Source organism: Achromobacter sp. 46006 (genome assembly GCF_059761975.1).
The window spans coordinates 1-25,324 of the sequence record NZ_JCBANN010000016.1 but is presented as its reverse complement, the minus strand read 5'-3'; the positions used below and the strand labels follow the sequence as shown (position 1 = coordinate 25,324).

The 25,324-nt window shown below is 66.4% G+C and carries 22 protein-coding genes and 1 rRNA gene; 14 read left to right on the top strand and 9 right to left on the bottom strand.

Annotation, left to right across the window (positions count from 1 at the left end):
* Positions 1 to 23: 23 nt before the first annotated feature.
* The 4 genes from AC6LKG_RS10835 to AC6LKG_RS10820 all read right to left on the bottom strand — a co-directional run bounded on the left by AC6LKG_RS10835 (position 24) and on the right by AC6LKG_RS10820 (position 4,675).
* Positions 24 to 905 (bottom strand): transporter, encoded by an 882-nt coding sequence (locus AC6LKG_RS10835; protein ID WP_498164319.1) that lies wholly within the window; start codon positions 903 to 905, stop codon positions 24 to 26.
* A 70-nt stretch (positions 906 to 975) separates the two neighbouring features.
* Positions 976 to 2,484: a phenylacetaldehyde dehydrogenase StyD gene (gene styD, locus AC6LKG_RS10830; RefSeq protein ID WP_498164318.1), complete on the bottom strand. Its 1,509-nt coding sequence runs from the start codon at positions 2,482 to 2,484 to the stop codon at positions 976 to 978.
* 170 nt (positions 2,485 to 2,654) lie between these two features.
* Entirely contained in the window at positions 2,655 to 3,644 is a 990-nt protein-coding gene (locus AC6LKG_RS10825; protein ID WP_498164317.1) for a quinone oxidoreductase family protein, read from the bottom strand.
* A 50-nt stretch (positions 3,645 to 3,694) separates the two neighbouring features.
* Complete coding sequence (locus tag AC6LKG_RS10820; RefSeq protein WP_498164315.1) at positions 3,695 to 4,675, bottom strand: DMT family transporter; 981 nt, start codon at positions 4,673 to 4,675, stop codon at positions 3,695 to 3,697.
* Positions 4,676 to 4,782: 107 nt separating this feature from the next.
* Between AC6LKG_RS10820 and AC6LKG_RS10815 the strand changes: the two genes are divergently transcribed.
* The 5 genes from AC6LKG_RS10815 (at position 4,783) to AC6LKG_RS10795 (ending at position 10,630) form a co-directional block, all read left to right on the top strand.
* Positions 4,783 to 5,667 carry a DMT family transporter gene (locus tag AC6LKG_RS10815; protein WP_498164314.1) on the top strand — a complete coding sequence of 295 codons (885 nt, stop codon included), beginning with the start codon at positions 4,783 to 4,785 and terminating at the stop codon, positions 5,665 to 5,667.
* A gap of 31 nt (positions 5,668 to 5,698) precedes the next feature.
* Positions 5,699 to 6,199, top strand: coding sequence for a MarR family winged helix-turn-helix transcriptional regulator (locus AC6LKG_RS10810; RefSeq protein ID WP_498164313.1), 501 nt, complete (start codon positions 5,699 to 5,701; stop codon positions 6,197 to 6,199).
* A 100-nt stretch (positions 6,200 to 6,299) separates the two neighbouring features.
* Entirely contained in the window at positions 6,300 to 7,721 is a 1,422-nt protein-coding gene (locus AC6LKG_RS10805) for an efflux transporter outer membrane subunit (protein WP_498164312.1), read from the top strand.
* Between the two features lie 20 nt (positions 7,722 to 7,741).
* Positions 7,742 to 9,001: an HlyD family secretion protein gene (locus AC6LKG_RS10800; RefSeq protein ID WP_498164311.1), complete on the top strand. Its 1,260-nt coding sequence runs from the start codon at positions 7,742 to 7,744 to the stop codon at positions 8,999 to 9,001.
* Positions 9,002 to 9,013: 12 nt separating this feature from the next.
* Entirely contained in the window at positions 9,014 to 10,630 is a 1,617-nt protein-coding gene (locus AC6LKG_RS10795) for a DHA2 family efflux MFS transporter permease subunit (protein WP_498164310.1), read from the top strand.
* 71 nt (positions 10,631 to 10,701) lie between these two features.
* Here AC6LKG_RS10795 and AC6LKG_RS10790 read toward each other — a convergent pair whose 3' ends face one another.
* From AC6LKG_RS10790 to AC6LKG_RS10780, 3 genes are all read right to left on the bottom strand, one after another.
* The gene (locus AC6LKG_RS10790; RefSeq protein ID WP_498164309.1) at positions 10,702 to 11,661 is read right to left on the bottom strand and encodes a WaaZ-like lipopolysaccharide core biosynthesis protein; all 960 of its coding nucleotides are present in this window, start codon (positions 11,659 to 11,661) and stop codon (positions 10,702 to 10,704) included.
* 26 nt (positions 11,662 to 11,687) lie between these two features.
* Positions 11,688 to 12,755 (bottom strand): tartrate dehydrogenase, encoded by a 1,068-nt coding sequence (locus tag AC6LKG_RS10785; protein WP_498164308.1) that lies wholly within the window; start codon positions 12,753 to 12,755, stop codon positions 11,688 to 11,690.
* 143 nt (positions 12,756 to 12,898) lie between these two features.
* Positions 12,899 to 14,413 carry a helicase HerA-like C-terminal domain-containing protein gene (locus tag AC6LKG_RS10780; protein ID WP_498164307.1) on the bottom strand — a complete coding sequence of 505 codons (1,515 nt, stop codon included), beginning with the start codon at positions 14,411 to 14,413 and terminating at the stop codon, positions 12,899 to 12,901.
* Between the two features lie 159 nt (positions 14,414 to 14,572).
* On the opposite strand from AC6LKG_RS10780, the gene AC6LKG_RS10775 reads away from it, so the two are divergent.
* From AC6LKG_RS10775 to AC6LKG_RS10745, 7 genes are all read left to right on the top strand, one after another.
* Positions 14,573 to 15,304, top strand: coding sequence for a YebC/PmpR family DNA-binding transcriptional regulator (locus tag AC6LKG_RS10775; RefSeq protein WP_498164306.1), 732 nt, complete (start codon positions 14,573 to 14,575; stop codon positions 15,302 to 15,304).
* Between the two features lie 165 nt (positions 15,305 to 15,469).
* The gene (gene purD / locus AC6LKG_RS10770; protein ID WP_498164305.1) at positions 15,470 to 16,777 is read left to right on the top strand and encodes a phosphoribosylamine--glycine ligase; all 1,308 of its coding nucleotides are present in this window, start codon (positions 15,470 to 15,472) and stop codon (positions 16,775 to 16,777) included.
* A gap of 12 nt (positions 16,778 to 16,789) precedes the next feature.
* The gene (hemF, locus tag AC6LKG_RS10765) at positions 16,790 to 17,701 is read left to right on the top strand and encodes an oxygen-dependent coproporphyrinogen oxidase (protein ID WP_049075287.1); all 912 of its coding nucleotides are present in this window, start codon (positions 16,790 to 16,792) and stop codon (positions 17,699 to 17,701) included.
* Entirely contained in the window at positions 17,698 to 18,285 is a 588-nt protein-coding gene (gene nadD / locus AC6LKG_RS10760) for a nicotinate (nicotinamide) nucleotide adenylyltransferase (protein WP_498164304.1), read from the top strand. The genes hemF and nadD overlap by 4 nt, the downstream gene beginning before the upstream one ends.
* A 76-nt stretch (positions 18,286 to 18,361) precedes the next feature.
* Positions 18,362 to 18,766, top strand: a complete 405-nt coding sequence (rsfS, locus tag AC6LKG_RS10755) for a ribosome silencing factor (RefSeq protein WP_498164303.1) — start codon at positions 18,362 to 18,364, stop codon at positions 18,764 to 18,766.
* Between the two features lie 11 nt (positions 18,767 to 18,777).
* On the top strand, positions 18,778 to 19,248 hold the full coding sequence (rlmH, locus tag AC6LKG_RS10750) for a 23S rRNA (pseudouridine(1915)-N(3))-methyltransferase RlmH (protein WP_498164302.1): 471 nt from the start codon (positions 18,778 to 18,780) through the stop codon (positions 19,246 to 19,248).
* A gap of 48 nt (positions 19,249 to 19,296) precedes the next feature.
* On the top strand, positions 19,297 to 19,911 hold the full coding sequence (locus AC6LKG_RS10745) for a Maf family protein (protein WP_498164301.1): 615 nt from the start codon (positions 19,297 to 19,299) through the stop codon (positions 19,909 to 19,911).
* 74 nt (positions 19,912 to 19,985) lie between these two features.
* On the opposite strand, the gene AC6LKG_RS10740 is transcribed toward AC6LKG_RS10745, so the two are convergent.
* Entirely contained in the window at positions 19,986 to 21,323 is a 1,338-nt protein-coding gene (locus AC6LKG_RS10740) for a dicarboxylate/amino acid:cation symporter (RefSeq protein ID WP_498164300.1), read from the bottom strand.
* A gap of 268 nt (positions 21,324 to 21,591) precedes the next feature.
* On the opposite strand from AC6LKG_RS10740, the gene AC6LKG_RS10735 reads away from it, so the two are divergent.
* Positions 21,592 to 23,544 carry a sensor histidine kinase gene (locus AC6LKG_RS10735; RefSeq protein WP_498164299.1) on the top strand — a complete coding sequence of 651 codons (1,953 nt, stop codon included), beginning with the start codon at positions 21,592 to 21,594 and terminating at the stop codon, positions 23,542 to 23,544.
* Between the two features lie 88 nt (positions 23,545 to 23,632).
* Complete coding sequence (locus AC6LKG_RS10730) at positions 23,633 to 25,009, top strand: sigma-54-dependent transcriptional regulator (RefSeq protein ID WP_498164397.1); 1,377 nt, start codon at positions 23,633 to 23,635, stop codon at positions 25,007 to 25,009.
* A gap of 213 nt (positions 25,010 to 25,222) precedes the next feature.
* Here the strand turns inward: AC6LKG_RS10730 and rrf are convergent.
* Positions 25,223 to 25,324 (bottom strand): 5S ribosomal RNA (gene rrf / locus AC6LKG_RS10725); the annotation flags it as partial.

The following is a 25,324-nucleotide window of genomic DNA, read 5'->3' as shown; positions in this document are numbered from 1 at the left end:
TCCTGCTGTCATGTGCGTTGCTCCTAGAAGGCATAGACGTAGCGCATCTGCACGCCCCGCATGCGCGGACCGTTCTCGACCTTCAGGTCGTGGATGTACTGCATCTGGATCTGGTTGGCGTCGTTGATCTGGTGGGTCAGTTCCAGCGCCAGTTGGTGGTTGCGGGCGCGGCTGGTCACCGTCTCGCCCGCCGCGCGCTCGCGGCCGCCAGTCTCGTAGCGATAGCGGATGCCGGTGTAGGTGTTTTCAGTGATGTTGGTGGAGGCCAGCGCGAAGAAGCGGAAGGACGGGTCTTTCTTGAGCGTCTGGCTCATCCAGTCGCTGTTGCGGCCGTAGATCTCCACTTCGCCGATGGCCTCGAGAAAGGTGGACTCGCCCACGCCCTTGACGAACGAGAAGTCCTGGATGGTGGACCAGCGGTTCTTGCCCGGCGAGGTGTCCGGGCGCGAGCCGTCGTAGCGCCCCACCGGCACCACCACGAAAGGTTCCCAGGCGAACCAGGTCTTGGTCTGCTCGTTGTTGTAGAGCCAGATCGCGGAACCCAGCGTCACGTCGCCGATGCCGGTCTGGCGGTCGCGCGGGGCGCCCGGCAGCTCCATCGTGGTGCGCGACATCGGCACGATGAATTCGAGCTGCACGGTCTTGCCGAAAAGTTCCCGGTAATGCATCTGGCGGTAGATCAGCGCGTCCACGTCCACCGACGCGCCATCGATGCGCTTGCCCGCCGAATACAGCCCCGAAGATCGCAGGCCGGCGAGATAGCCGGCGACGATGTTGGTGCCCACCGGCGCCGGTATCCAGTCACGCGCGCTGGGATCTCCGGCCCACGCTGTCTGCGCCATCGCCAGGCACGCCAGCAGCAGCGCTGCGCGTGCCCGGCCCCGGCCATTGGTCTTGCCTGCCATGCACTTCCCCTTGGTTGCGCGGCCTCGCGCGCGCCGGTATTTTCCCGGCTTGTCTGGCGCGGCCGTCAGTCTAGTAAGCGATACAAACGGACTTCTGCTCCAGGTACAGGTCGAGCACCGCGCGGCCGTGTTCACGGCCCACGCCCGACTGCTTGAAACCACCGAACGGCATGTTCGGGTCCAGCATGTTGTGGGTATTGATCCATAGCGTGCCCGCGTCGATGCGCGGGATGAGACGCTGGACCCGCGCCAGGTCGTTGCTCCAGAGGCTGGCGCCCAGGCCGAAGGCGCTATCGTTGGCCAGCCGCACGGCGTCCTCGAGCGTGTCAAAGGGCTGAGCCACCACCACCGGCCCGAAGATCTCCTCGCGGACAATGCGGGCGTCGGGCGCCACGTCGGCGAACACTGTCGGCCGCACGAAGTAACCCGCGCCTTCGCCGGCGGCGCCACCGGCCAGCACCTTGCCGCCCTCGGCGCGGCCAATGCCGATGTAGTCCATCACGCGCTGCTGGTGGCGGGCCGACACCAGCGGTCCCACCTGCGTATCCGGTGCAAAACCGGAACCCAGCTTCATGCCGGCGGCCAGGTCGGCCAGCCGTTCCACCACCTTGGCGTACAGGCCCTTCTGTACGTACAGCCGCGAACCGGCGGTGCAGACCTGGCCCTGGTTGAAGAAGATGGCGGCGGCCGCGCCCTGCGCGGCCACATCGGGGTCGCAGTCATCCAGCACGATCACGGGCGACTTGCCGCCCAGCTCCAGCGATACGCGCTTCATGTCGTCCATGGCGGCGCGGCCGATGAGCTTGCCGACCTCGGTGGAACCGGTGAAGGCGATCTTGTCCACGCCCGGATGCGCCACCAGCGCCGCGCCGGCAGTCTCGCCACGCCCTGTAACCACGTTGACCACGCCCGGCGGAAAGCCCGCCTCCAGCACCAGTTCGGCCAGGCGCAGGGCGGTCAACGGCGTTTCCTCGGCGGGCTTGAGCACCACCGTGCAGCCAGCCGCCAGCGCCGGGGCGATCTTCCAGATCGCCATCAGCAACGGGAAATTCCAGGGGATGATCGCAGCCACCACGCCCACCGGCTGCGGCAGCGTGTAGGCGCTGTACTTGACGCCGGGCGGGAACGGGATCGACAGGGCCAGCGTATCGCCGGTCAGCTTGGTGGCCCAGCCCGCCATGTAGCGCAGCCACTGCGCGCCTGAGCCGACCTCCAGCTCCTGGGCCACGCCCAGGAGCTTGCCATTGTTCAGGGTTTCGAGCCGCGCCAGTTCCTCGCCGTGGCGCTCCACCAGGTCAGCCAGGTTCAGCAGCAGGCGTTCGCGCCCGGCCGGCAGCATGTCGTGCCACGGGCCGCTGGCGAACGCGCGTCGCGCAGCCTGCACCGCCAGATCGATCTGCGCCGGACCGGCGTCAACCTGAGTGGCGATGACCTCCCCGGTGGCCGGGTCGTGCACGTCGATGAGATCGCCCTGCCCCTGGCGCAAAGGCTTGCCGTTGACGATCATGTATTCCCGGATGGCGGCCAATTCCGGACGGCCGGAGGCACAAGCGCTGGCAGTGGGGCGGGTGGACGACATGCGGTTGGCTCCAACGGATAGGGTCGGGCCAGAATAGCAACGGCCCGCCGTGCTGGCTTGTCCCCCCGTGCATGGCGATTTGTCCGGGTGCGCACGGCCCAAAAAAAGCGGGACGCTCGCTGCGTCCCGCTTTGCCGATGTCGCTCCGGGGCGCGCCGGGGCGCGCCGGATCAATCCAGCATCAGCACCGTGGCACCGGTGGTCTTGCGCGCGGCCAACGCGGTCTGGGCCTCGCCGGCCTGCTCCAGGCCATAGCGCTGGTCGATGCGGACCTTGATCTTTTTCTTCAGGATCAGGTCGAACAACTCATCCGAGGCGGCCTGCAGCTTTTCCAGCGTGTTGACATGCACGCCCAGCGACGGCCGCGTCACGTACAGGCTGCCCTTCTGGTTCAGGATGCCCAGGTTGACGCCCGCCACCGGGCCGGAGGCATTGCCGAAGCTGACCATCAGGCCGCGCGGCTCGATGCAGTCCAGCGAGGTTTCCCAGGTGTCCTTGCCAACGCCGTCATACACCACCGGGACCTTCTTGCCGCCAGTCAGTTCCAGTACCCGCTCGGCCACGTTCTCACGCGAATAGTCGATGATTTCCCAGGCGCCATTGGCGCGGGCCAGCTCGGCCTTCTCGGGGCTGGAAACAGTGCCGATCAGTTTCACGCCCAGCGCGCGCGCCCATTGGCAGGCGATCAGGCCGACGCCGCCGGCGGCCGCGTGGAACAGGATGGTTTCATTGCCCTGCAGGCGGTAGGTCTGGCGAAACAGGTACTGCACCGTCAGGCCCTTGAGCATCACGGCGGCGGCCTCGTCGAAGCCGATACCCTTGGGCAGCTTGACGACCTGGTTGGCCGGCACGTTGCGGGCCTTGGCGTAAGCGCCGATCGGGCTCTGGCCGTAGGCGACCCGGTCGCCCTTCTTGAGATGCTTGACGTCGGCGCCCACCGCAGTCACCACGCCCGCGCCCTCGAAGCCCAGGCCGTGCGGCAGCGGATGCGGATACAAACCCGTGCGGAAATAGATATCGATGAAGTTCAAGCCGGCCGCATGCTGGTCGATGGTGACCTCATTGGCGGCAGGCGGCGGCACTTCGACCTCGACCAGTTTCAGGACTTCGGGACCGCCATGCTGCTCGATACGGATTGCCTTGACGAGATTGCTGGCCATGCTGGCCTCCTTTCATTGGAATGTTGCGACTCAAACGGGAAAACCGGATCTCAGCGCGCCGGCGCGCTGCCGCCCGGCGCGGCGGGCGGCGCCTTCGCGGCCCCGCCCCCCATCAATACGAATACCCCTGCCAGCACCAGCGCGGTCCCGGCCATCTGCCACACCGTAATGGGCTCATGCAGGAACCACGAGGCCAGGAACAACACAGACACGGGTCCCAGCATGCCCAGCAGCGACGCCGTCGGCGCGCCGATCAACGCCACCGCCCACATCAACATGAAGACTGGCACCACCGTGTTCAGCGTGGCATGGATCAGCGAATAGCCGTACACGCCCATCGGCTGGACCAGCACCGAGGCCGGATGCACCACGAAGAACTGCACGATGCAGGCCACGCACGACACCAGCATGGCGTAGGCCACCAGGCGGGTCGGCCCGATGCGCTTGATCAGCTCCCCGGAACAGATCAGGTACACAGAATAGCTGAGCGCCGAACCGAACACGAACAAAGACCCTGACAGCACCTCGGCGGAACCGCCGAAGGTCAGGTCGTGGGCAAACACCAGCACCACGCCGGCATACGACAGGATCATCGCCAGCCATTGGCGCCGCTCGACCGGACGCCGGAACCAGAACGCGGAAATCAGCACCACCAGCGAGGGCGACAGGAACAGGATCAGCCGTTCCAGGCTGGCGGTGATGTAGCGCAGTCCGAGGAAATCGAGGAAGCTCGACAGGTAATACCCGAGCAGCCCCAGCACGCAGACCTGGGCGCGCTCCTTCCAGGTCATGACGACAATCTCGCCGCGCGCCGCCAGGCGCGACTGGTGCCAGGCCACCGCCGCGAAAAAAGGCATGGCGAACAACATGCGAAAGGCAATCAGGGTGACCGCGTCGATACCGTAGCGGTAAGTGAACTTGACGACGATGGCCTTGGCCGAGAACAGGATGGCGCCAAGCGCGGCCATGAGGAACCCGGCCGCGCGGCTGGAGGGACGGGAGACCGGCAAAAGCTTGGCAATACGATTCATGCGATGATTTTAGATTCAGCGCAGCGCGATTTGTACGCCCGCTGCGCGCTTTTTTAGCCCCTTGTCACGCCCCCGGCCACGCCGCCGCCCTTGCCGCCTCACTGCGAATGACCCGACACCGCGCCCTTGCCTACATCCATATCGCCGCCGTCCTGTTCGGCCTGACCGGCGTCTTCGGTGAACTGATCCAGGCCAGCGCAGCGGTCATCACGCTGGGCCGGGCAGTCTTCGCCGTCATCTCGCTGGGCCTGTTCGCCCGCATGCGGCGCCGTCCCCTGCTCGGCGCCCTGACGCCTGCCCAACTGTTCGTGCTGGTGATCGCGGGCGCGCTGCTGGCGGCCCATTGGGTCACCTTCTTCATCTCGGTCAAGGTGGGCGGCATCGCCATCGCCACGCTGGGCTTCGCCAGCTTCCCCGCGTTCATCACGCTGTTCGAGGGCCTGATTTTCCGTGAGCGGGTGCGGCTGGCAGAATGGCTGCTGCTGGGCCTGGTCAGCGCCGGCCTGGTGCTGGTCACGCCTTCGTTCGACCTGGCCGACCAGGGCACCATCGGCCTGGCCTGGGGCGTGTTGTCGGGCCTGACCTTCGCCTTGCTGGCCCTGAGCAACCGCCGCTCGGCCTCGGGCATGGACCCGATGCAGGTGGCCTGCTGGCAGAACCTGGTGGTGGCACTGGTGCTGCTGCCGTTCGCGGTCGGCCAGTTGCCCGCCCTGCCGGCCGTGGATTGGCTCTGGCTGGCGCTGTTGGGCGTGTTCTGCACCGGCCTGTCGCACTTCCTGTTCGTTTCCAGCCTGACACGCCTGAACGCCCGCAGCGCCGGGCTGGTGATCGCACTGGAACCGGTCTACGCCATCGCCTTCGCCTGGGTCCTGTTCAGCCAACAGCCCACGATGCGCATGATGGCCGGCGCGGCGCTGATCGTGGCCGCCATCGTCTGGTCCGGCTTGCGCAAGGCGCCGGCGTCGTCGGGTCCGCCGAAAAAGCAGCCTTGACAATTACTGACTAGGCAGTAAAATCTGCCTCATGAATGCCCCGTCACGCCCTGAATCCTCCGAAAATCCGGTCCATTACCGCGGCGATACCCGCTGCATGATGGAAGACAATGCCGGCTACCTGATCAAGCTCGTCGCCAACTCCCTGAACCGCATGCTGGACCAGGAGATGGCGCCGCTCGACCTGACGGCCATGCAGTGGCGCCCCATCGCTATGGTCTCGCTGCGCCGCGCCGACACGCCTGCGGAACTGGCCCGGCTCAATGGTGTCGACACCGGGGCCATGACCCGCACCCTCGACCGTCTCGAGGCCAAGGGCCTGCTGCGCCGTGTCCGCAACCAGCAGGACCGGCGCGTGGTGAAAATCGAATTGACCGAACTCGGCGAAGCCAAGGCGCGCGAAATTCCGCCCAATATCGCCCGCGTGTTGAATCATCATCTACGCGGCTTTTCCACTGACGAGGTCACGCAGCTGATGCACTTCCTGCGCCGCATGATCGCCAATGGTTCCGCCTCAGCCCCCGAGCGCTGACGATACCCGCCCGCCGTCCTCCCTGCATAAGGGCTTTATTTGACGTAATATTTGCCTAGGCAAATACAGATTAATCAACTACTTTCAGCAGATTGTCAGGATGAAACGCCTTCTTTCTACCGCATTAGTGCTGGCCTTGAGCGGTTGCGCCCTGATGGAACCCGGTCCGAAGCCGGTGGCCGCCCTGAATGAAACCAAGCTGGGCCTGACCGGGCAGACCATCACCTGGCCCGATACGCAATGGTGGCAACGCTACGGCGACAGCCAACTCAATGCCCTGATGGACGAGGCGCTGGCGAACAGCCCCTCCATGACAGCCGCGCAGGCGCGCCTGGCCAAGGCGAACGCCGCCGTCGGCACGGCCCGCGCTCCGTTGATGCCGCGAGTGGACGCCAACTACACGCTGAACCGTGAACACTTGTCCAGCGACTACATCTATCCGGCTCCGCTGGGCGGTTCGGTCGTCAGTGACAACCGCCTGGCGCTGGACTTCAGCTACGAGCTGGATTTCTGGGGCAAGAACCGCTCGCGCCTGAAGGCCGCCGTCTCGCAGCAAGCCGCCGCCCAGGCCGACGCCCAGGCGGCCCGCAACGTGCTGGCCAGCGCCACCGTGCGCGCCTATCTCAATCTGCAGGACGCATTCGCGCAGCGCGATGTCATCAAGCGCGTGCTGACCCAGCGCGAGGAAGTGCTGGCGCTGACGCGCGACCGCTATTCCGCCGGCCTGGATACCCAGGTCGAGGTCAAGCAGGCCGAATCGTCGCTCGCCGCCGGCCAGGTCGAGCTCACCCAGACCGAGACCACACTGGCGCAATTGCGCAACCAGGTCGCGGCACTGGCGGGCGCCGGCCCGCAGCGCGGCCAATCGCTGGTGGCCGTGGCCCTGACGGCGCCAGTCGGCGCCGTGCCCGACAGTGTTCCGCTGGAACTGCTTGGGCACCGCCCCGATGTGGTCGCCGCGCGCTGGCGCGCCGAGGCCGCCCGCCACCAGATCGCCAGCGCCCGCGCCGAGTTCTATCCCAACATCAATCTGGTGGCGTTTGCCGGCTTCCAGGCGATCGGCACCGGCAACCTGCTGGGCGCCGCCGCCCGCACTGCCGGCATCGGCCCGGCCATCACCCTGCCGATCTTCCACGGCGGCGAACTGAACGCCAACCTGGCCAGCCGCCGCGCCGACGCCGACCTGGCAGTGTCCGACTACAACCAGACGGTGCTGGATGCCGCGCATCAGGTCGCCGACGCAATTGACGGCCTGCGCCTGCTGGAACAGGAACGCGCGCAACAACGCCAGGCGCGCGAAGCCATCGAGGCGGCTTACTCGTTGGCCGTCAATCGCTACAAAGCCGGCATGGGCAACTACCTGACCGTGCTGGTCGCGCAGACCGGTGTGCTGACGCAGGCGCGGCTCGATACCGACTTGCGCATCCGTGCCTACCAGCTCGACGCCAACCTGGCCAACGCCCTGGGCGGCGGCTATGCGTCCGCGCCCGACTCGCACCCCGCCACGCCCATTACTCATTGAATGCTCCGGATTCAGACGTCATGAACGCAGCCACTCCCGCTCCCAACCCCGCCCGCAAACGCCTGCTGCTGATCGCGACCGGCGCTTTCATCCTCATCGCGATCGCCTACGGCATCTGGTGGATCCTGTTCGGCGCCCACTTCGAAAGCACCGACGACGCCTACGTGCATGGCAACCTGGTGCAGATCACGCCGCAAGTGCCTGGCACGGTGGTGGCCATCGAAGCCGACGACACCGAAACCGTTACCGCCGGCCAGCCGCTGGTGCGCCTGGATCCGGCCGACACCGAGGTCGCCCTGCAGCAGGCCGAAGCCAAGCTCGCGCAGACCGTGCGCCAGGTCCGCACCTACTACGTCCAGAACGACGCGCTGGCGGCGGACGTCGACCTGCGCCAGGCCGACATCCAGCGCGCCCAAGCCGAACTGACGCGCGCCCAGAGCGACGTCACACGGCGCCAGCAGTTGGCCAAGTCCGGCGGCGTCAGCGGCGAGGAAATCCTGCACGCCGAGGCGGCCCTGAAGACCGCGCAATCCGGCCTGGCGCAGGCCCGCGCCGCGCTGGCCGCCTCACGCGCCAAGCTGGCGACCAACCAAGCCCTGACCCAGGGCACCACGGTGGCCGACCATCCCGATGTGCGCCAGGCCATCGCCGGCCTGCGCAACGCCTGGCTGGCGCAATCGCGCACGGTCTTGCCCGCGCCCGTCGGCGGCGTCATCGCCCGCCGCAGCGTGCAGGTGGGCCAGCGCGTAGCCCCCGGCGCCGCCCTCATGACCGTGGTGCCGCTTGACCAGGTCTGGGTCGAGGCCAACTTCAAGGAGGGTCAATTGCGCAAGATGCGCGTCGGCCAGCCGGTCAAGATGGTCGCCGATCTTTACGGCAGTTCGGTCACTTACCACGGCACCGTCGAGGGCCTGGATGCAGGCACGGGCAGCGCCTTCGCCCTGCTGCCGGCACAGAACGCCACCGGCAACTGGATCAAGGTGGTGCAACGCGTGCCCGTGCGCATCAAACTCGACCCCGCGGACCTGAAGACGCACCCGCTGCGCGTGGGTCTGTCGATGGACGTGGAAGTCGATGTCGGCAAGCAGGACGGCGAGGCGCTGGCGGCCGCCGCCCGCAAGGAACCCGCATGGTCGACGCGCGCGTTCGAGCCGGCACATGATGAGGTCGACGCTATGATCACCAAGATCATCCAGGCCAATCTCGCTTCCGACGAATTCAGCCCGCAGGCGGCCACTGCATCCGTGACCAAAGCAGGCGCGGCGCGCGGCGCCAGGTAAGGGAGCGCTCCCATGAACACCACCGCGCAGCCCGCGGCCGGCGGCGCCCCCGCCGAACCCACTGTCCTCCCGCCGGGCACTTACCCGCCACTGGAAGGCGCGACCCGCATCATCGGATCGATCGCGCTATCCACGGCGGTGTTCATGAACGTGCTGGACACCTCCATCGCGAACGTGTCCATTCCCACGATTTCCGGCGACCTGGGCGTCAGCTCCAGCCAGGGCACCTGGGTCATCACCTCGTTCGCCGTGGCCAACGCCATCACCGTGCCCCTGACTGGCTGGCTGACGCAGCGCTTCGGCCAGGTACGGCTGTTCCTGATCTCCACCCTGCTGTTCGTGCTGGCATCGTGGTTGTGCGGCTTCTCGCCTTCGCTCGAGGCCCTGATCGCCTTCCGCGTCCTGCAGGGCGCGGTGGCCGGCCCGATGATTCCGCTGTCGCAGACCCTGATGCTGGCCAGCTTTCCCAAATCCAAGGCGGGCATGGCGCTGGCGGTCTGGTCCATGACGACCCTGGTCGCGCCGGTGGCCGGCCCCTTGCTGGGCGGCTGGATCTCCGACAACTACACCTGGCCGTGGATCTTCTACATCAACGTTCCGGTGGGCCTGCTGGCGGCATGGATCAGTTGGCGCATTTACGGCAAGCGTGAGTCGCTGACCCGCAAGCTGCCGATCGACAAGCTTGGCCTGGTGCTGCTGGTGATCTGGGTCGGCGCGCTGCAGATCATGCTCGACAAAGGCAAGGAACTGGACTGGTTCGCCAGCCCCACTATCATTGCGCTGGCCGCCATCGCCTTCGTCGCGTTCGTCTTCTTCCTGATCTGGGAACTGACCGACGCGCACCCGGTCGTCGACCTGCGACTATTCAAGGAACGCAACTTCACCGTCGGCGCGCTGACGCTCGCGGTGGCCTACGGCGTGTTCTTCGGCAACGTGGTGCTGCTGCCGCTATGGCTGCAAAGCTACATGGGCTACACCGCCACCTACGCCGGCATGGTGACCGCGCCCGTGGGCCTGCTGGCCATCCTGCTCACCCCCATGGTGGGCAAGATGCTGGCCACCCGCGACCCGCGCCAGATCGTGACGGTGGCGTTCCTGATCTTCGCGCTGGTGTGCTTCATGCGCTCGGGCTTCAACACCCAGACCGACGTACGCACGCTGATGATTCCGACCATCATCCAGGGCGCGGCCATGGCCGCGTTCTTCGTGCCGCTGACCTCGATCACGCTGTCCAGCATCGAACCCTGGCGCATCCCGGCCGCCTCGGGCCTGTCCAATTTCCTGCGCCTGACCGCCGGCGCCTTCGGCACCTCGATCGCGACCACGCTGTGGGAGAACCGCGCCACCCTGCACCACGCCCAATTGACCGAGGTCGCCAAACCCGGCCAGCAGGCATTCGACCAGACCCTCAACGCGCTGCAGAACGGCGTCGGCATGTCGCACCAACAGGCGCTGACCACCGTCGACCGGCTGATCAACGCACAAGCGTTCACCATGTCGGCGGTGGACGTGTTCTACGCGTCGGCTGTCATCTTCCTGCTGCTGACCGGCCTGGTGTGGTTCGCGCGCCCGCGCTCGGCCAAGGCGGGCGGCGGTGGCGCCGCGGAAGCGGCGGCTGGCGCTCACTGACGGCCGCGCGTGCAGCGCGCGGCGCCATGGGAGCGTCCGATAAAAATAGGCCCGGCACTCGCCGGGCCTTTTCAATCCTTCAGCAACGTATGCCAATCCTGCCGCTCGATCACTTCGGGCGGCAGCGCGCTCACCGGCGACAGGTTGATCACCGAGACACCCCGGCTGCGCCATTGCGGCGCCGCGAAACGGAACGACGGCTCGATGAGCCGGGAGAAATTGCGCGCCAGCCGGCTGGCCTGGGGCCAGCCGCCCTCATCGTAGAAACGCATGCCGTGCTGCAGATTCAGGTCCAGGCCGTGCAAGTAGACCTTGCGCGCACCGCCCGAGATCAGGACCTGCAGCGCGACATAGGCCACCGTATCGGCATCGAATACCCCCAGCGAGGCATCGAAGCTGTAGCCCAACCCCTGCTTCGCATCCAGCAGTTGCAAGTCAGGCGAGGCCGCCGCCATGCGCTTGAGTACGGCCGGCGCGGCACTGCGCTGGTAGGCGCGCTCGGAAATCAGTTCGACGATACAGACGCGGCAGCGGATGAGTTCCTGGGGAATTCCCTGCATGATGTACCGCAGCACCTCCGGCAGCACGTAGAGCGTCAGGTCACAGGCAACGATCTCGCGCACCAGGTCGATGCGATCCCGCACGAAATTCTGGTCGATGATGCAGTAATACTTGAAAGGCACCTTGAACTTGTGCCTGAGCGCAATCGAGCCGTTCACGCCCATCGCCGCGCCAATGGCCAGGCGATCGTAAGGGATCTCGGCGATCGACGGTCCGCTCAGGATCAGATGCACCTCGCGATCTTCGGGGTCGTACCCCTGCCCCAGTGGGGTGATGGGCAGCGTGCGGCCGAAGGCGCGGAAACCGCAGATCGCCCCCGCGGAATCACGCCAGATCCGCACGAACGGCCACAGATGCTGGTTGTGCCGCTGCGTGCGCGAACGCAACATGCGGAACAGCTTGCGGGCGAATCGGTCGGCACGGCTCCCTCCCACCGGCGTCGGTGGGGGGGAAGCGACGGAGTCGACCATATCTTCAGCCCCCTGCGAATGCACCGCTAGGCCGCCGCGATCAACGACGCGATGGCATCGCCAACCTCAGCGGTCGAGGCGCTACCTTGCATGTCGCGCGTGCGCGGGCCTTCGGCCAGCACCGTTTCGATGGCGCGCACCACGGCAGCCGAAGCGTCGGGATAACCCAGGAAATCCAGCATCAGCGCCCCGCTCCAGATCTGGCCGATCGGGTTGGCGATGCCTTTGCCATAGATATCAGGTGCGGAACCATGCACGGGCTCGAACAGGGACGGGAACTTGCGCTCCGGATTCAGGTTGGCCGACGGCGCGATGCCGATCGTCCCGGTGCAGGCAGGCCCCAGATCGGACAGGATATCGCCGAAAAGATTGGAGGCCACGACCACATCGAACCAATCCGGATGCTGCACGAAATGCGCGCAAAGAATATCGATGTGGTATTTGTCCCAGCGCACATCCGGATAGTTGCCGGCCATGGCGGCGACCCGCTGGTCCCACCAGGGCATCGAAATGGAAATGCCGTTGGATTTGGTGGCCGCCGTCAGGTGCTTGCCACGCTTGCGTGCCAGTTCGAATGCGAATTTCAGCACGCGGTCGGCGCCGATGCGGGTGAACACGCTTTCCTGGATCACCACTTCGCGCTCGGTGCCGCCGAACAGGACGCCGCCACTGTTGGAATACTCGCCTTCGGTATTTTCACGCACGATGAAAAAGTCGATTTCACCGGGCTTGCGGCCGGCCAGCGGCGACGGCACGCCCGGCATCAGGCGCACCGGGCGCAGGTTGATGTATTGGTCGAATTCGCGACGGAACTTGAACAACGACCCCCACAGGGCCTCGTGATCGGGCACCGTGGCGGGCCAGCCGATGGCGCCGAAGAAAATCGCCTCATGCCGGCCTATCTGCTGCTGCCAGTCGTCCGGCATCATCTTGCCGTGCTTGGCGTAATAGTCGCAGCTCCAGTCGAAATGATCCCACTGGAAGTCGATGCCGAAGCGCGTCGCCACGGCATCGAGCACCTTCAAACCTTCCGGCACGACTTCCTTGCCGATGCCATCGCCGGGAAGCACTGCAATCTTGTGTTTCGCCACCACTGTTTCCTTTGGATTTCCGGGTTATATCGCCCAGAATCATAGGCATAAATGGCACGAGTGCAATACCCCCGGTTACAAACAACCCACTACCGCACATTACAAGACGCAGTAACCGCATTTGTCCCAAAAACGGAATACAGCGTTCAACGCCGCGACTTCGAACCCAGCAGCGAACCCAGGATGCCGCGCGCCAGTTCGCGCGCGATGGATCGCGCCGTGCTCTTGGCCACGGTCTGCACCACGCCATCGCGCTTGCCGCCACGCGGGCCGGTCGAACCGAACAACACGTCGTTGAGACTGTCCATGAAGCCGCCGCGTTCCTCGGCCTGCGCCTTGCCCGCGCCCGGAGCCGGCTCGGTCGGGACCTGCCCGGCCGGCTTCGCGGCGCGTCCGGCCAGCACTTCGTAGGCCGATTCCCGGTCTATCGCCTGCCCGTATTTGGCGGACATCGGGCTCGCCTGGCGCAGGGCCTGGCGCTCGGCGTCGGTTGCCGGGCCGATGCGACTGGCGGGCGGCACGATCCAGGCGCGTTCGGTCGGCGTTGGCCGGCCCTTGGCGTCCAGCAACGACACCAGCGCCTCGCCCACGCCCAGTTCGGTGATTGCCGCCTCGATGTCCAGCCCCGGGTTGGGCCGCATGGTCTGCGCGGCGGTCTTGACGGCCTTCTGGTCGCGCGGAGTGAAGGCCCGCAGCGCGTGCTGCACCCGGTTGCCCAACTGCCCCAACACCGTGTCCGGAATATCCAGTGGATTCTGCGTGACGAAATACACGCCCACGCCCTTGGAACGCACCAGCCGCACCACCTGCTCGATCTTGTTCAGCAGCGCCGGCGGCGCGTCGTTGAACAGCAGGTGCGCCTCGTCGAAGAAGAACACCAGCCTGGGCTGGTCCGGGTCGCCCACCTCGGGCAGCTTCTCGTACAGGTCAGCGAGCAGCCACAGCAGGAAGATCGCGTACAGCCGAGGGGCCTGCATCAGTTTGTCGGCGGCCAGCACGTTGACGATGCCACGGCCCTGGGCGTCGGTGCGCATCAGGTCGGCCACGTCCAGCATCGGCTCGCCGAAGAATTTTTCCGCGCCCTGCGACTCCAGCGCCAGCAGGCCGCGCTGGATCGCGCCGACGCTGGCGGCGGACACGTTGCCATAGCGGGTCTTGAGCTCGGCGGCGCGGTCGGCGACGTTCTGCAGCATGGCGCGCAGGTCTTTCAGATCCAGCAGCAGCTGGCCCTCGTCGTCGGCCACCTTGAAAACCAGGGTCAGCACCCCTTCCTGGGTATCGTTCAGTTCCAGGATGCGCGCCAGCAGCAGCGGCCCCATGTCGGTGATGGTGGCGCGCACCGGCGTGCCCTGCTCGCCGAACACGTCCCACAGCGCGACCGGGCTGGCGCCCCAGGCCGGCTCGTCAAGGCCCAGGTTCTTGAGCCGCTCCTGCAGCTTGGGGCTGGCCACCCCGGCCTGGGAAATGCCCGTCAGGTCGCCCTTGACGTCGGCCATGAAGACAGGCGTGCCGATACGTGAGAAGGACTCGGCCAGCACCTGCAGCGTTACGGTCTTGCCGGTCCCGGTGGCCCCGGTAATGCAGCCATGGCGGTTGGCCAGCGCTGGCAACAGGGCCAGTTCGGTCTGCGCGTTCCTGGCAATGACAAGGGGGTTGGGCATGGGCTGCTCTCCGGACCGGAATGACTCAGATGCCCAAGTGTAGAGCCTGCGGTGGCGCTTGTGCGCGTGGCAATATGGACACAGGCGGCGCACTCCCGGGCGCGCAGGCCGCCGGCACGGTAAAATGCCGTTTTTGCAGACAATTTATCCTGGGAAGCCATGGCCGGACACAGCAAATGGGCCAATATTCAGCACCGCAAGGGCCGTCAAGACGCCAAACGCGGAAAGCTCTGGACCAAGATCATTCGTGAAATCACCGTGGCGGCGCGCGCCGGCGGCCCCGACCCGGACAGCAACCCGCGCCTGCGCATGGCCTGGGACAAGGCCACCGACGCCAACATGCCCAAGGACAACATCCAGCGCGCCATCCAGCGCGGCGCGGGCGGCGCGGACGGCGATGCGTACGAGGAAGTGCGCTACGAAGGCTACGGCATCGGCGGCGCGGCGGTCATCGTCGACTGCATGACCGACAACCGCACCCGCACCGTTGCCGAAGTGCGCCACGCCTTCGCCAAGAACGGCGGCAACCTGGGCCAGGAAGGCTCGGTGGCCTTCATGTTCAAGCACTGCGGTCAATTCGTGTTCGCCCCCGGCACGCCCGAAGACCAGGTCATGGAAGCGGCCCTCGAGGCCGGCGCCGAAGACGTCACCACCGACGAGGAGGGCGTGATCGAAGTCATCTGCGCCCCCACCGACTACGCCGCCGTGCGCAAGGCGTTCGACGACGCCGGCCTCAAGGCAGAAGTCGACGGCATCGTCATGAAGGCGCTGAACGAAACCGAACTGGCCGGCGAAGACGCGGTCAAGATGCAGAAGCTGCTCGACGCCCTGGAAGGCCTGGACGACGTGCAGGAAGTCTATACCACCGTCATTTTCGACGAAGCGCAGTAATTTCCCCGCGGTTTTTCCGCGCGGTTTTTCCCTTACCCGGCGTGCGGCAGGCCTCGCCTACTCGCGCCACGCTGTCACCGGATCCGGGCCCACCCGGGTCCGTGGCCTATTTCTCGGGCAGGTGTCTCGCGACACTCGACTGGCAACCTTAAGAATCACGCAACGATGAAACTCCTGGTAATTGGCTCGGGCGGCCGCGAACATGCCCTCGCCTGGCGACTGGCCCGCTCCCCGCGCGTACACAAGGTGTATGTGGCGCCGGGCAACGGCGGCACCGAACGGGCCGAGCAGATGGAAAACGTCCCGCTCACCGATGCCGAGGAACTGGCTGACTTCGTCCAGCGCGAAGGCATCGCCCTGACGGTCGTCGGTCCCGAGGCGCCGCTGGCCGCCGGCGTGGTCGACGTCTTCCGTGCCCGCGGCCTGAAGATCTTCGGGCCGACCAAGGCCGCCGCGCAGTTGGAAAGCTCCAAGGACTATGCCAAGGCCTTCATGGTCCGGCACAACATCCCGACCGCGCGCTACGAGACCTTCACCGACCCGGCCCTGGCTCACGCCTACATCGACCAGCAAGGCGCGCCCATCGTGATCAAGGCCGACGGCCTGGCCGCCGGTAAGGGCGTGGTGGTCGCGGCCACGCTCGACGAAGCGCATGCCGCCGTCGACGCCATGCTGGGCGACGGTTCCATGGGCGCCGCCGGCGCGCGCGTCGTCATCGAGGAATGCCTGGTGGGCGAGGAAGCCAGCTTCATCGTCATGTGCGACGGCCGCAACGTGCTGGCTCTGGCCACCAGCCAGGACCACAAGCGCCTGCTGGACGGCGACCAGGGCCCCAACACCGGCGGCATGGGCGCCTACTCGCCCGCCCCCATCGTCACGCCCGAGTTGCACCACCGCATCATGCGCGAAATCATCCTGCCAACCGTGCAGGGCATGACGCGCGACGGCATCCCCTACACCGGCTTCCTGTACGCTGGCCTGATGATCGCTCCTGGCGACGATCCCGACCGCGACATCAAGACGCTGGAATTCAACTGCCGCATGGGCGACCCGGAAACCCAGCCGATCATGATGCGCGTCAAGAGCGACCTGCTGGACGCGCTCGAGCACGCCGTCGAGGGCACGCTGGACCAGGCCGACATCACCTGGGACCGCCGCACCGCCCTGGGCGTGGTGCTGGCCTCGCACAACTATCCCAACACCCCGCGCACCGGCGACGTCATCCGCGGCCTGCCCGCCGATGCCGACGACTGCATGGTGTTCCACGCGGCGACCCGCCTGGAAGGCGACGAAACCCAGACCACCGGCGGCCGCGTGCTGTGCGTCACGGCGCTGGGCGACTCGGTCAAGATGGCGCGCGATCGCGTCTACGAAGCCATCGACGGCATCCACTTCGACGGCCGCCAGTACCGCAGCGACATCGGCTGGCGCGCGCTCAAGCCGTCGCAGCAGAAGCCCAAGTCCAACGCGTAACCGGAAGCGCCGATGAACGCCTTGCCCGTCGCCGACGTCCGCGGCTACCTCACCGGCCTGCAGTCCCGCATCGTCGCCGCGCTGGAGGCCGCCGAAGGCGGTCCCTTCCGCAGCGACGAATGGGTCCGGCCCGAAGGTGGCGGCGGCCTGTCGCGCCTGCTCGAAGGCGGCCAGTTGTTCGAGCGCGCTGGCGTGCTGTTCAGCCACGTCCAGGGTTCGAAGCTGCCGCCGTCGGCCAGCGCGCACCGGCCCGAGCTGGCCGGCCGCTCCTGGGAAGCCATGGGCGTGTCGATGGTGCTGCACCCGCGCAACCCGTACGTGCCCACCACGCACATGAACGTGCGCATGTTCGTCGCGGCGGCCCGTCCCGGCCATGACGAGGCCGACGTGTTCTGGTTCGGCGGCGGCATCGACCTGACGCCTTACTACCCTTTCGAGGAAGACGCGCGCCACTTCCACACGGTGTGCCGCGACGCCCTGGCCGGGCATGGCGCCGACTACTACCCGCGCTACAAGCGCTGGTGCGATGAGTATTTCTTCCTCAAGCACCGCAACGAAACCCGGGGCATCGGCGGCATCTTCTTCGATGACCTGAACGCTCCCGGCTTCGACGCCTCGTTCGCCCTGACGCGCTCGGTCGGCGACGCCTTCCTCGACAGCTACCTGCCGATCGTCGAACGTCGCCGCCACACTCCCTACGGCGAACGCGAACGCGACTTCCAGGCCTACCGCCGCGGCCGCTACGTCGAATTCAACCTGGTATTCGACCGCGGCACGCTGTTCGGCCTGCAGTCCGGCGGCCGCACCGAGTCGATCCTGCTGTCCATGCCGCCGCTGGCGCAATGGCGCTACGACTGGCAGCCGGAGGCGGGCACGCCCGAGGCCGAGCTGGCTGCCTACCTGACGCCGCGGGACTGGGTGTGAAGCGTATCGGGCTCCTGGGCGGCAGTTTCGACCCCGTCCACGTCGCGCATGTCGCGCTGGCCGAAAACGCGCTGCGGGCGCTCGGCCTGGCGCAAGTGCAGTTGATCCCGGCGGCCAACCCCTGGCAGCGCGCCGCCTTGCACGCCACCGCGGACCAGCGCCGCGCCATGCTGGAACTGGCCATCGCCGGCCATGACGGTCTGGTGGTCAACCCGATCGAACTCGAACGCGGCGGCGCCACCTACACCATCGACACCCTGCGCGCCCTGCCCGCGGATGCCCGCTATGTCTGGCTGCTGGGCGCCGACCAGTTGGCCAATTTCTGCACCTGGCAGTCCTGGCGCGAAATCGCCAGCCTGGTCGACCTGGCCGTGGCCACACGCCCCGGCACGCCGCTGGCGCCGCCGGCCGAACTGGTCGACTGGCTGCGCGGCCAGGGACGCCAGCTCGAAGAATTGCCTTTCGCCCCGATGCCGGTCTCGGCCTCGCAGATCCGCCAGCGCCTGGGCCGCGGCGAACCGACCGATGGCCTGCTGGCCGCCCCGGTCGCCGCCTATATTGCGGCGCACCATCTTTATCGATAAACCCACGCCCGCCCGGCATGCTTCGCATGCCCTGGAACCGGCATCCGCCGTGCTTCAGCGGGTTATATTTGCAGCTATGGATATTCAGAAACTCCAACGCGCCGTCATCGACGCCCTCGAAGACGTCAAGGCGCAAGACATCAAGGTGTTCAACACCACGCATCTGACCAGCCTGTTCGATCGCGTCGTGATTGCCAGCGCCACCTCCAACCGGCAGACCCGCGCGCTGGCCTCCAGCGTGTCCGATCGCGGCCGCGCGCTCGGCCTGTCCGGCATCACGATCGAAGGCGAAGACACCGGCGAATGGGTGGTGGTCGACCTGGGCGACATCGTCGTCCACGTCATGCAGCCCGCCATCCGCCAGTACTACAACCTGGAAGAAATCTGGGGCGGCAAACCGGTGCGCGTCAAGTTGTTGCCCGAATCCACCCGTGCCGCGCCGGTCGCCAGCGACAGCGCCTACGACAGCACCGACGACTAAGGCGGCGCGGCGTGAAACTGATCGTCGCCGCCGTCGGCACGCGCATGCCTGACTGGGTGCAGATCGCCTGGGACGACTACGCCAAGCGCCTGCCTCCCGACTGTGCGCTGGAACTGCGCGAGATCAAGCCTGAACCCCGCACCACCGGCAAGACACCGGCCCAGATGATGGCGGCCGAGGCCAAACGTATCGAGGCCGCATTGCCGGCCGGCGCGCTGCGCCTGGCACTGGATGAGCGCGGCCGCGACCTGACCACCATGGCCTTGTCGCAGAAACTCGAGCAATGGCGGGCCGGCGGCCAGGATGTCGCCTTCCTGGTCGGCGGGCCGGACGGGCTGGACGCCGGGCTCAAGGCTTCGTGCAGCGGCCAGTTGCGGCTGTCGTCGCTAACCTTGCCGCACCCCATGGTGCGGGTGGTGCTGGCCGAGCAGCTCTACCGCGCCTGGGCCATCATGACCAACCATCCCTATCACCGCGCCTGATGCCAGTCGCCGGGCGCGCTCCCTCGCGCCAGCGACGCGCCGCCTCACATGACTGACGCCTCCTCTCCCGCACGCATCTATCTCGCCTCGGCCAGCCCGCGGCGGCGCGAACTGCTGACCCAGATCGGCCTGGCCCACGAGGTGCTGCGCGTCCCCGCGCCTCCCGGCGAAGACGAACCGCAACACCCTGGCGAGCGCGCCGCAGATTACGTCCGGCGCACCGCGCGCGACAAGGCCGAGCGCGGCCGCGACTGGCTGCGTGCACAAGGCCTGCCCGAACTGCCATTGCTGGCCGCCGACACCACGGTGATCCTGGATGATCTGGTGCTGGGCAAACCCGCCGACCGTGATGACGCGATCCGCATCCTGCAAACGCTGTCAGGGCGCGCGCATCAGGTGCACACCGCCGTGGCCCTGTGGAGCGGCGAACGCCTGCTGGAAGCAGTCTCCATCACCGAAGTGCGCATGCGCGCGCTGCAACGCGACGAGATCGCGCGCTATTGCGACAGTGGCGAGCCCTACGGCAAGGCCGGCGCCTATGGCATCCAGGGCCTGGCCGGCACGTTCGTGGCGCGCATCGAGGGCAGCTACACCGGGGTCATGGGCCTGCCCCTGTTCGAAACCGCCAACCTGCTGCGCGCGGCGGGTATCGCCCTTCCCTGACCGATCGGTCCCAATGGCAAAAGCCCCCGGACCATGCGGTTCGGGGGCTTTTGCACGCACCGGGCAGACTGCGATCAGCCCTGCGAAGTCGAGACCTGCGGCGCCATGCCAGGCGGCTGCGCCGCGGGCGCACCGCCTTCCAGCGCCGCGTGCAACTGCTCCTTATCCAGCTCGCCCTCCCAGCGCGCCACGACAACCGCCGCGGTGGCGTTGCCAACCAGGTTAGTCAGCGCGCGGCATTCGGACATGAAGCGATCCACGCCCAGGATCAGCGCCATGCCGGCCACCGGCACCGTCGGCACCACCGACAGGGTCGCCGCCAGGGTAATGAAGCCGGCGCCAGTCACGCCCGCCGCGCCCTTGGAACTCAGCATCGCCACCAGCAGCAACAGGATCTGGTCGCCCAGCGACAGCGGAATGTCGCACGCCTGGGCAATGAACAGCGCCGCCATCGTCATGTAGATATTGGTGCCGTCCAAGTTGAACGAATAGCCGGTGGGCACCACCAGGCCGACCACCGATTTGGAGCAACCCGCTCGCTCCATTTTCTGCATCAGCGTCGGCAGCGCGGCTTCCGACGAACTCGTGCCCAGCACCAGCAACAGTTCTTCGCGGATGTAGCGCACCAGCTTCAGGATCGAAAAGCCGTTATAGCGCGCCACCATGCCCAGCACCACCACCACGAACAACACCGCGGTGGCGTAGAACGTACCCACCAGCATCGCCAGGTTGACGATGGACTTGATGCCGTACTTGCCAATGGTGAATGCCATCGCGCCGAATGCGCCAATCGGCGCGGCCTTCATCAGGATGGCCACCAGCTTGAAAATGGGCTGGGCCAGCGCCGTCAGGAAGTTCAGCACCGGCTTGCCGCGCTCGCCCACCTGCGCCAACGCGATGCCGAACAGCACGGCCACGAACAGCACCTGCAGGATATCGCCGCCGACAAAGGGGCTGAAAATAGTGGTGGGAATGACGTTCAGCAGGAAACCCGTGATGGTCGAATCATGCGCCTTGGCGACATAGCCAGACACCGCCTTCTGGTCCAGCGTGGCCGGATTGATGTGCATGCCGGCTCCCGGCTGCACGATATGGCTCACCACCATGCCCACGATCAGGGCCAGGGTCGAGAACACCAGGAAATACAGCATGGCCTTGCCCGCCACGCGACCGACCTTCTTCAGATCGCTCATCGCCGCGATACCGGTGGCCACAGTCAGGAAGATCACCGGCGCGATGATCATCTTCACCAGTTTGATGAAGCCATCGCCCAGCGGCTGCATCGCCTGGCCGAGGTCGGGTTTGAAATATCCCAGCAGAATGCCGACCACGATGGCGAACAGCACCTGCACATACAGGATTTGATAGAACTTGAGCTTGCGCGCAGGCGCGCCTTGATCCACGTCGATCATTGGGATTTGTCCCCACCAGGGCCCCATGCTCCCTGCGACGGCGCGCTGCGGGTACGGGGCGTTTTCTCTTTCAGAGCGCTGCGTATCTCCGCAGGCCGATTTCACCCGGCATGCGATACCGCCGGGCTTGCCCCATACATGCAAATGGCGTGCCAGCGTCCGCGGCAACAGGAAATTAAGTTAAGTTTTTGATTTATTTATATTTTTCGACAACCTACTTGGTCGCTCGAATGAATATTGGCGAAATGCCACACAAAAACCGGATAGAATGTGCGAAAAACCGCACACACCCATGCCATCCCGTTCCCCTCCCCAGGCTGCCGCGCCAGCCGGCCGCCGACGCCGCACGGCCTGGCCCTGGGCATTGCTGCTCGTGGCCGGAGCGGCCATCGTCGTGGGCGTGCTGTACGCGGCCGGACAATGGGCGCGCGAAGGCGCGCTCAAGGAGGCCTATCTACAGGCGCGTAGCGCCGGTCAGATCAACGCCGCCCTGCTGCGCAACAACCTGGACAAGTTCCGCGCCCTGCCCTTTGTCCTGACCCGTGACGTGGATCTGCGCGCCACACTGCAGACCCCAACGCCGGCCCTGATCGAATCGCTGGACGAAAAACTCGACACCCTCAGCCACGGCGTGGGCGCCTCGGCCATCTATGTATTGAATCGGAACGGCTACGCGATTGCCGCCAGCAACTGGCGGGAACCGGCCACCTTCGTTGGCGTCGACTATCAATTCCGGCCCTATTTCCAAGGCGCGGTCGCGCATGGCGCCGCCGAGCATTTCGCGCTGGGCACCGTCAGCCACGAGGCTGGCCTCTACCTGTCCCGCCGCGTCGACGACAACAGCGGTGCCATGCTCGGCGTGGTGGTGCTGAAGGTGGATTTCCGCGATCTGGAGGCCGACTGGCGCCAATCGAACGCGCCCATTTTCGTCACCGACGAACACGGCGTGGTGCTGCTGGGCAACCAGCCCGGCTGGCGCTTCCGCGTGCTGGCGCCGCTGGCGCCCGACGTGGCGCAGAGCCTGCGAACCAGCCTGCAGTTCGGCGATGCCATGTTCCAACCGTTGCCACTGCAGCCGCCGCTGCAGACCGTGACAGGCGGCCAGGTCGTGCGGGCGAGCGAGACCTTGCCGCAGATTCCCGCCGGCACGCCTTTGCTGCACACCACGCTGCCGATCGTCGAATCACCCGGCTGGACGCTGCACCTGCTGTCGCCAATGCAATCCGCGCTGAATCGCGCCACCGCCAACGCCCAGCTCGGCGCGCTTCTGGCGCTGGCAACGCTTTCCGCCATCATCGGCATCCTGCTTTACCGCCGCCACCGCGGCCTCGAACGGGTCGCGCAGCAATTGGCCATCAGTCAGCAACTGGCCGCCCAGGTGGAAGACCGCACCGCCCAGCTACGTGAAGCCAATCGACAGTTGCTGGCGCAAATGGACGAACGCCAGCGCACCGAGGCACGCCTGCACACCATGCAGGATGAATTGGTGCAGGCCAGCAAGCTCGCGGTGCTGGGGCAGGTCGCTGCGGGCGTCGCGCACGAGATCAACCAACCCGTGGCCGCGATCCGCGCCTATGCCGATAACGCCGCCGAGTTCCTGCGCCGCCGGGACACGTCTTCGGTAGAGGGCAACCTCGGCACCATCGCCGCGTTGACCGAACGGATTGGCCACATCACCGGCGAACTGCGCGCCTTTTCACGCAAGGCCGGCGCCACGGTCGGCCCCACCAGCCTTAAAGAGGCGCTCGACGGCGCCCTACTGCTGGTCGGTCCGCGCGCCAGGCGCCAGGGCGTGACGCTGCAATGCCCGCCGGCCGGGCAGGACTATCTGGTACAAGCCAACCGCATTCGCCTCGAACAGGTGCTGGTGAACCTGCTGCAAAACGCCCTGGATGCGCTCGAAGGCCAGGCCGACGGCAACATTGTCATTGCTGTGCAGGACATGGACGCCACGGTACGGCTGTTCCTCAATGACAACGGCCCCGGCCTGTCGCCGCAAGCCCGCGCGCGCCTGTTCACACCGTTTCACACCAGCAAGGCCGAAGGCCTGGGGCTGGGACTGGTGATCTCGCGCGACATCGTCGCCGAGTTCGGCGGCGACCTGCGCGCTGCCCAGCCAGGCGACACCCATTTCCCCGCGCCCCACGGCCCCGGCCGCGGCGCGATGTTCACGCTCACGCTACGCAAGTCGCCGCCCACAAACCATGATCCGCGTTCCTGACCCTTCTTCACCAGCAAAAGCCGGCGCGGACGCGCCATCCGCCTCGCCCTCCGGCTTCGCGGCGGTTCCGTCGCCCGCAGCCTCGCCCCTGCTCGATGACGCGCCAGCCTGCCCTCAGGCTACGCGCGTCGCCTTCATTGACGATGACGAGGACTTGCGCCTCGCCAATGTACAGACGCTCAAACTGCAGGGCATCGCGGTCGAGGCCCACGCCAGCGCGCGCAGCGCGCTGGCCACACTGACTCGGGATTTCGACGGCGTGGTGGTCACGGACATCCGCATGCCCGACATCGATGGCCTGCAGCTATTTCAGCGGCTGCGCGCCGTTGACCCGCAAATCCCCGTCATCCTCATCACCGGCCATGGCGATATCGCCATGGCGGTGCAGTGCATGCGCGACGGCGCTTATGATTTCCTGGCCAAGCCCTATCCGCCCGATCGCCTGGTCACCGCCATTAACCATGCTGCCGAAAAGCGCCGCCTGGTACTCGAGAACCGGCGCCTGCGCGATGCGGCGTTCGCAGTCGAGGCTGACGAGGTGCCCTTCATCGGCACCACGCCGGCCATGCAACGCATCAAGCAGACCCTGCGCCATATCGCCGACGCCGATGTCGACGTGTTGGTGGAGGGAGAAACCGGCACCGGCAAGGAAGTCGTGGCCACCGCCCTGCATCGCCTGAGCCGTCGGCGCAACCGCGCGCTGGTCGCGATCAATTGCGGTGCGTTACCGGAAAGCGTGATCGAGAGCGAATTGTTCGGCCATGAAGCCGGCGCTTTCACCGGCGCACAGAAGCGGCGCATCGGACGCATCGAGCATGCCAGCGGCGGCACCCTCTTCCTGGACGAAATCGAAAGCATGCCCCTCGCGGTGCAGGTCAAGCTGCTGCGGGTATTGGAATCACGCCAGATCACGCCACTGGGCAGCAACGAGGTACGCAACCTGGATCTGCGGGTCGTCGCCGCCACCAAGGAAGACCTGGGCAGCCCCGCCATCCGCGCCAAATTCCGCGAAGACCTGTTCTATCGGCTCAATGTCGTCACCATCCGCATTCCGCCGTTGCGCGAGCGCCGCGAGGACATCCCATTGCTGCTGGCCCACTACCTGGGTCATGCTTCGCGCCGCTTCCAGCGCGACATCCCCGACATGCCGGCCAATATCAAGCAGCATTTGTTGACGCATGACTGGCCCGGCAACGTGCGAGAACTCGCACACTTCGCCGAGCGCTTCGTGCTGGGCGTCCTCGATGCGCCTACCGCGGCCTTGCCGGCACAGGAAACCACGCAGGGCACCCTGCCGGAGAAGATGGAACGCTTCGAGGCCCAACTCATCCGCGAAGCGCTCGCCGCCCACCAGGGCGATGTACGCGCCACGCACGAAGCGCTGGGCATTCCGCGCAAGACCTTCTACGACAAGCTTCAACGCCACGGCATCGACCGCCAGGAATACACGGCCCCCCCGGGCTGAGCGGTCCTGGCAGGCTTCAGCAGTCAAAAACCCCCATGTGGCGCGGCCGCACGGGGGTTTTTCATGGGTTTTGCGATGCGGCCGCCGATGGGATTTGCCGCGCAGGGGCGTGGGGCGCTGGCGGCCGAGCCTGGTTCAGCCGGCCCGCGTTCGTGCGCCACCAAAAAACAAAACCCCGCCAGGCGTGAGCCTGCGGGGTTTTGAGCAATAAAAGCCTGACGATGACCTACTTTCACAGACGTCCGTCCACTATCATCGGCGCAAAGGCGTTTCACTGTCCTGTTCGGGATGGGAAGGAGTGGTACCACCTTGCTA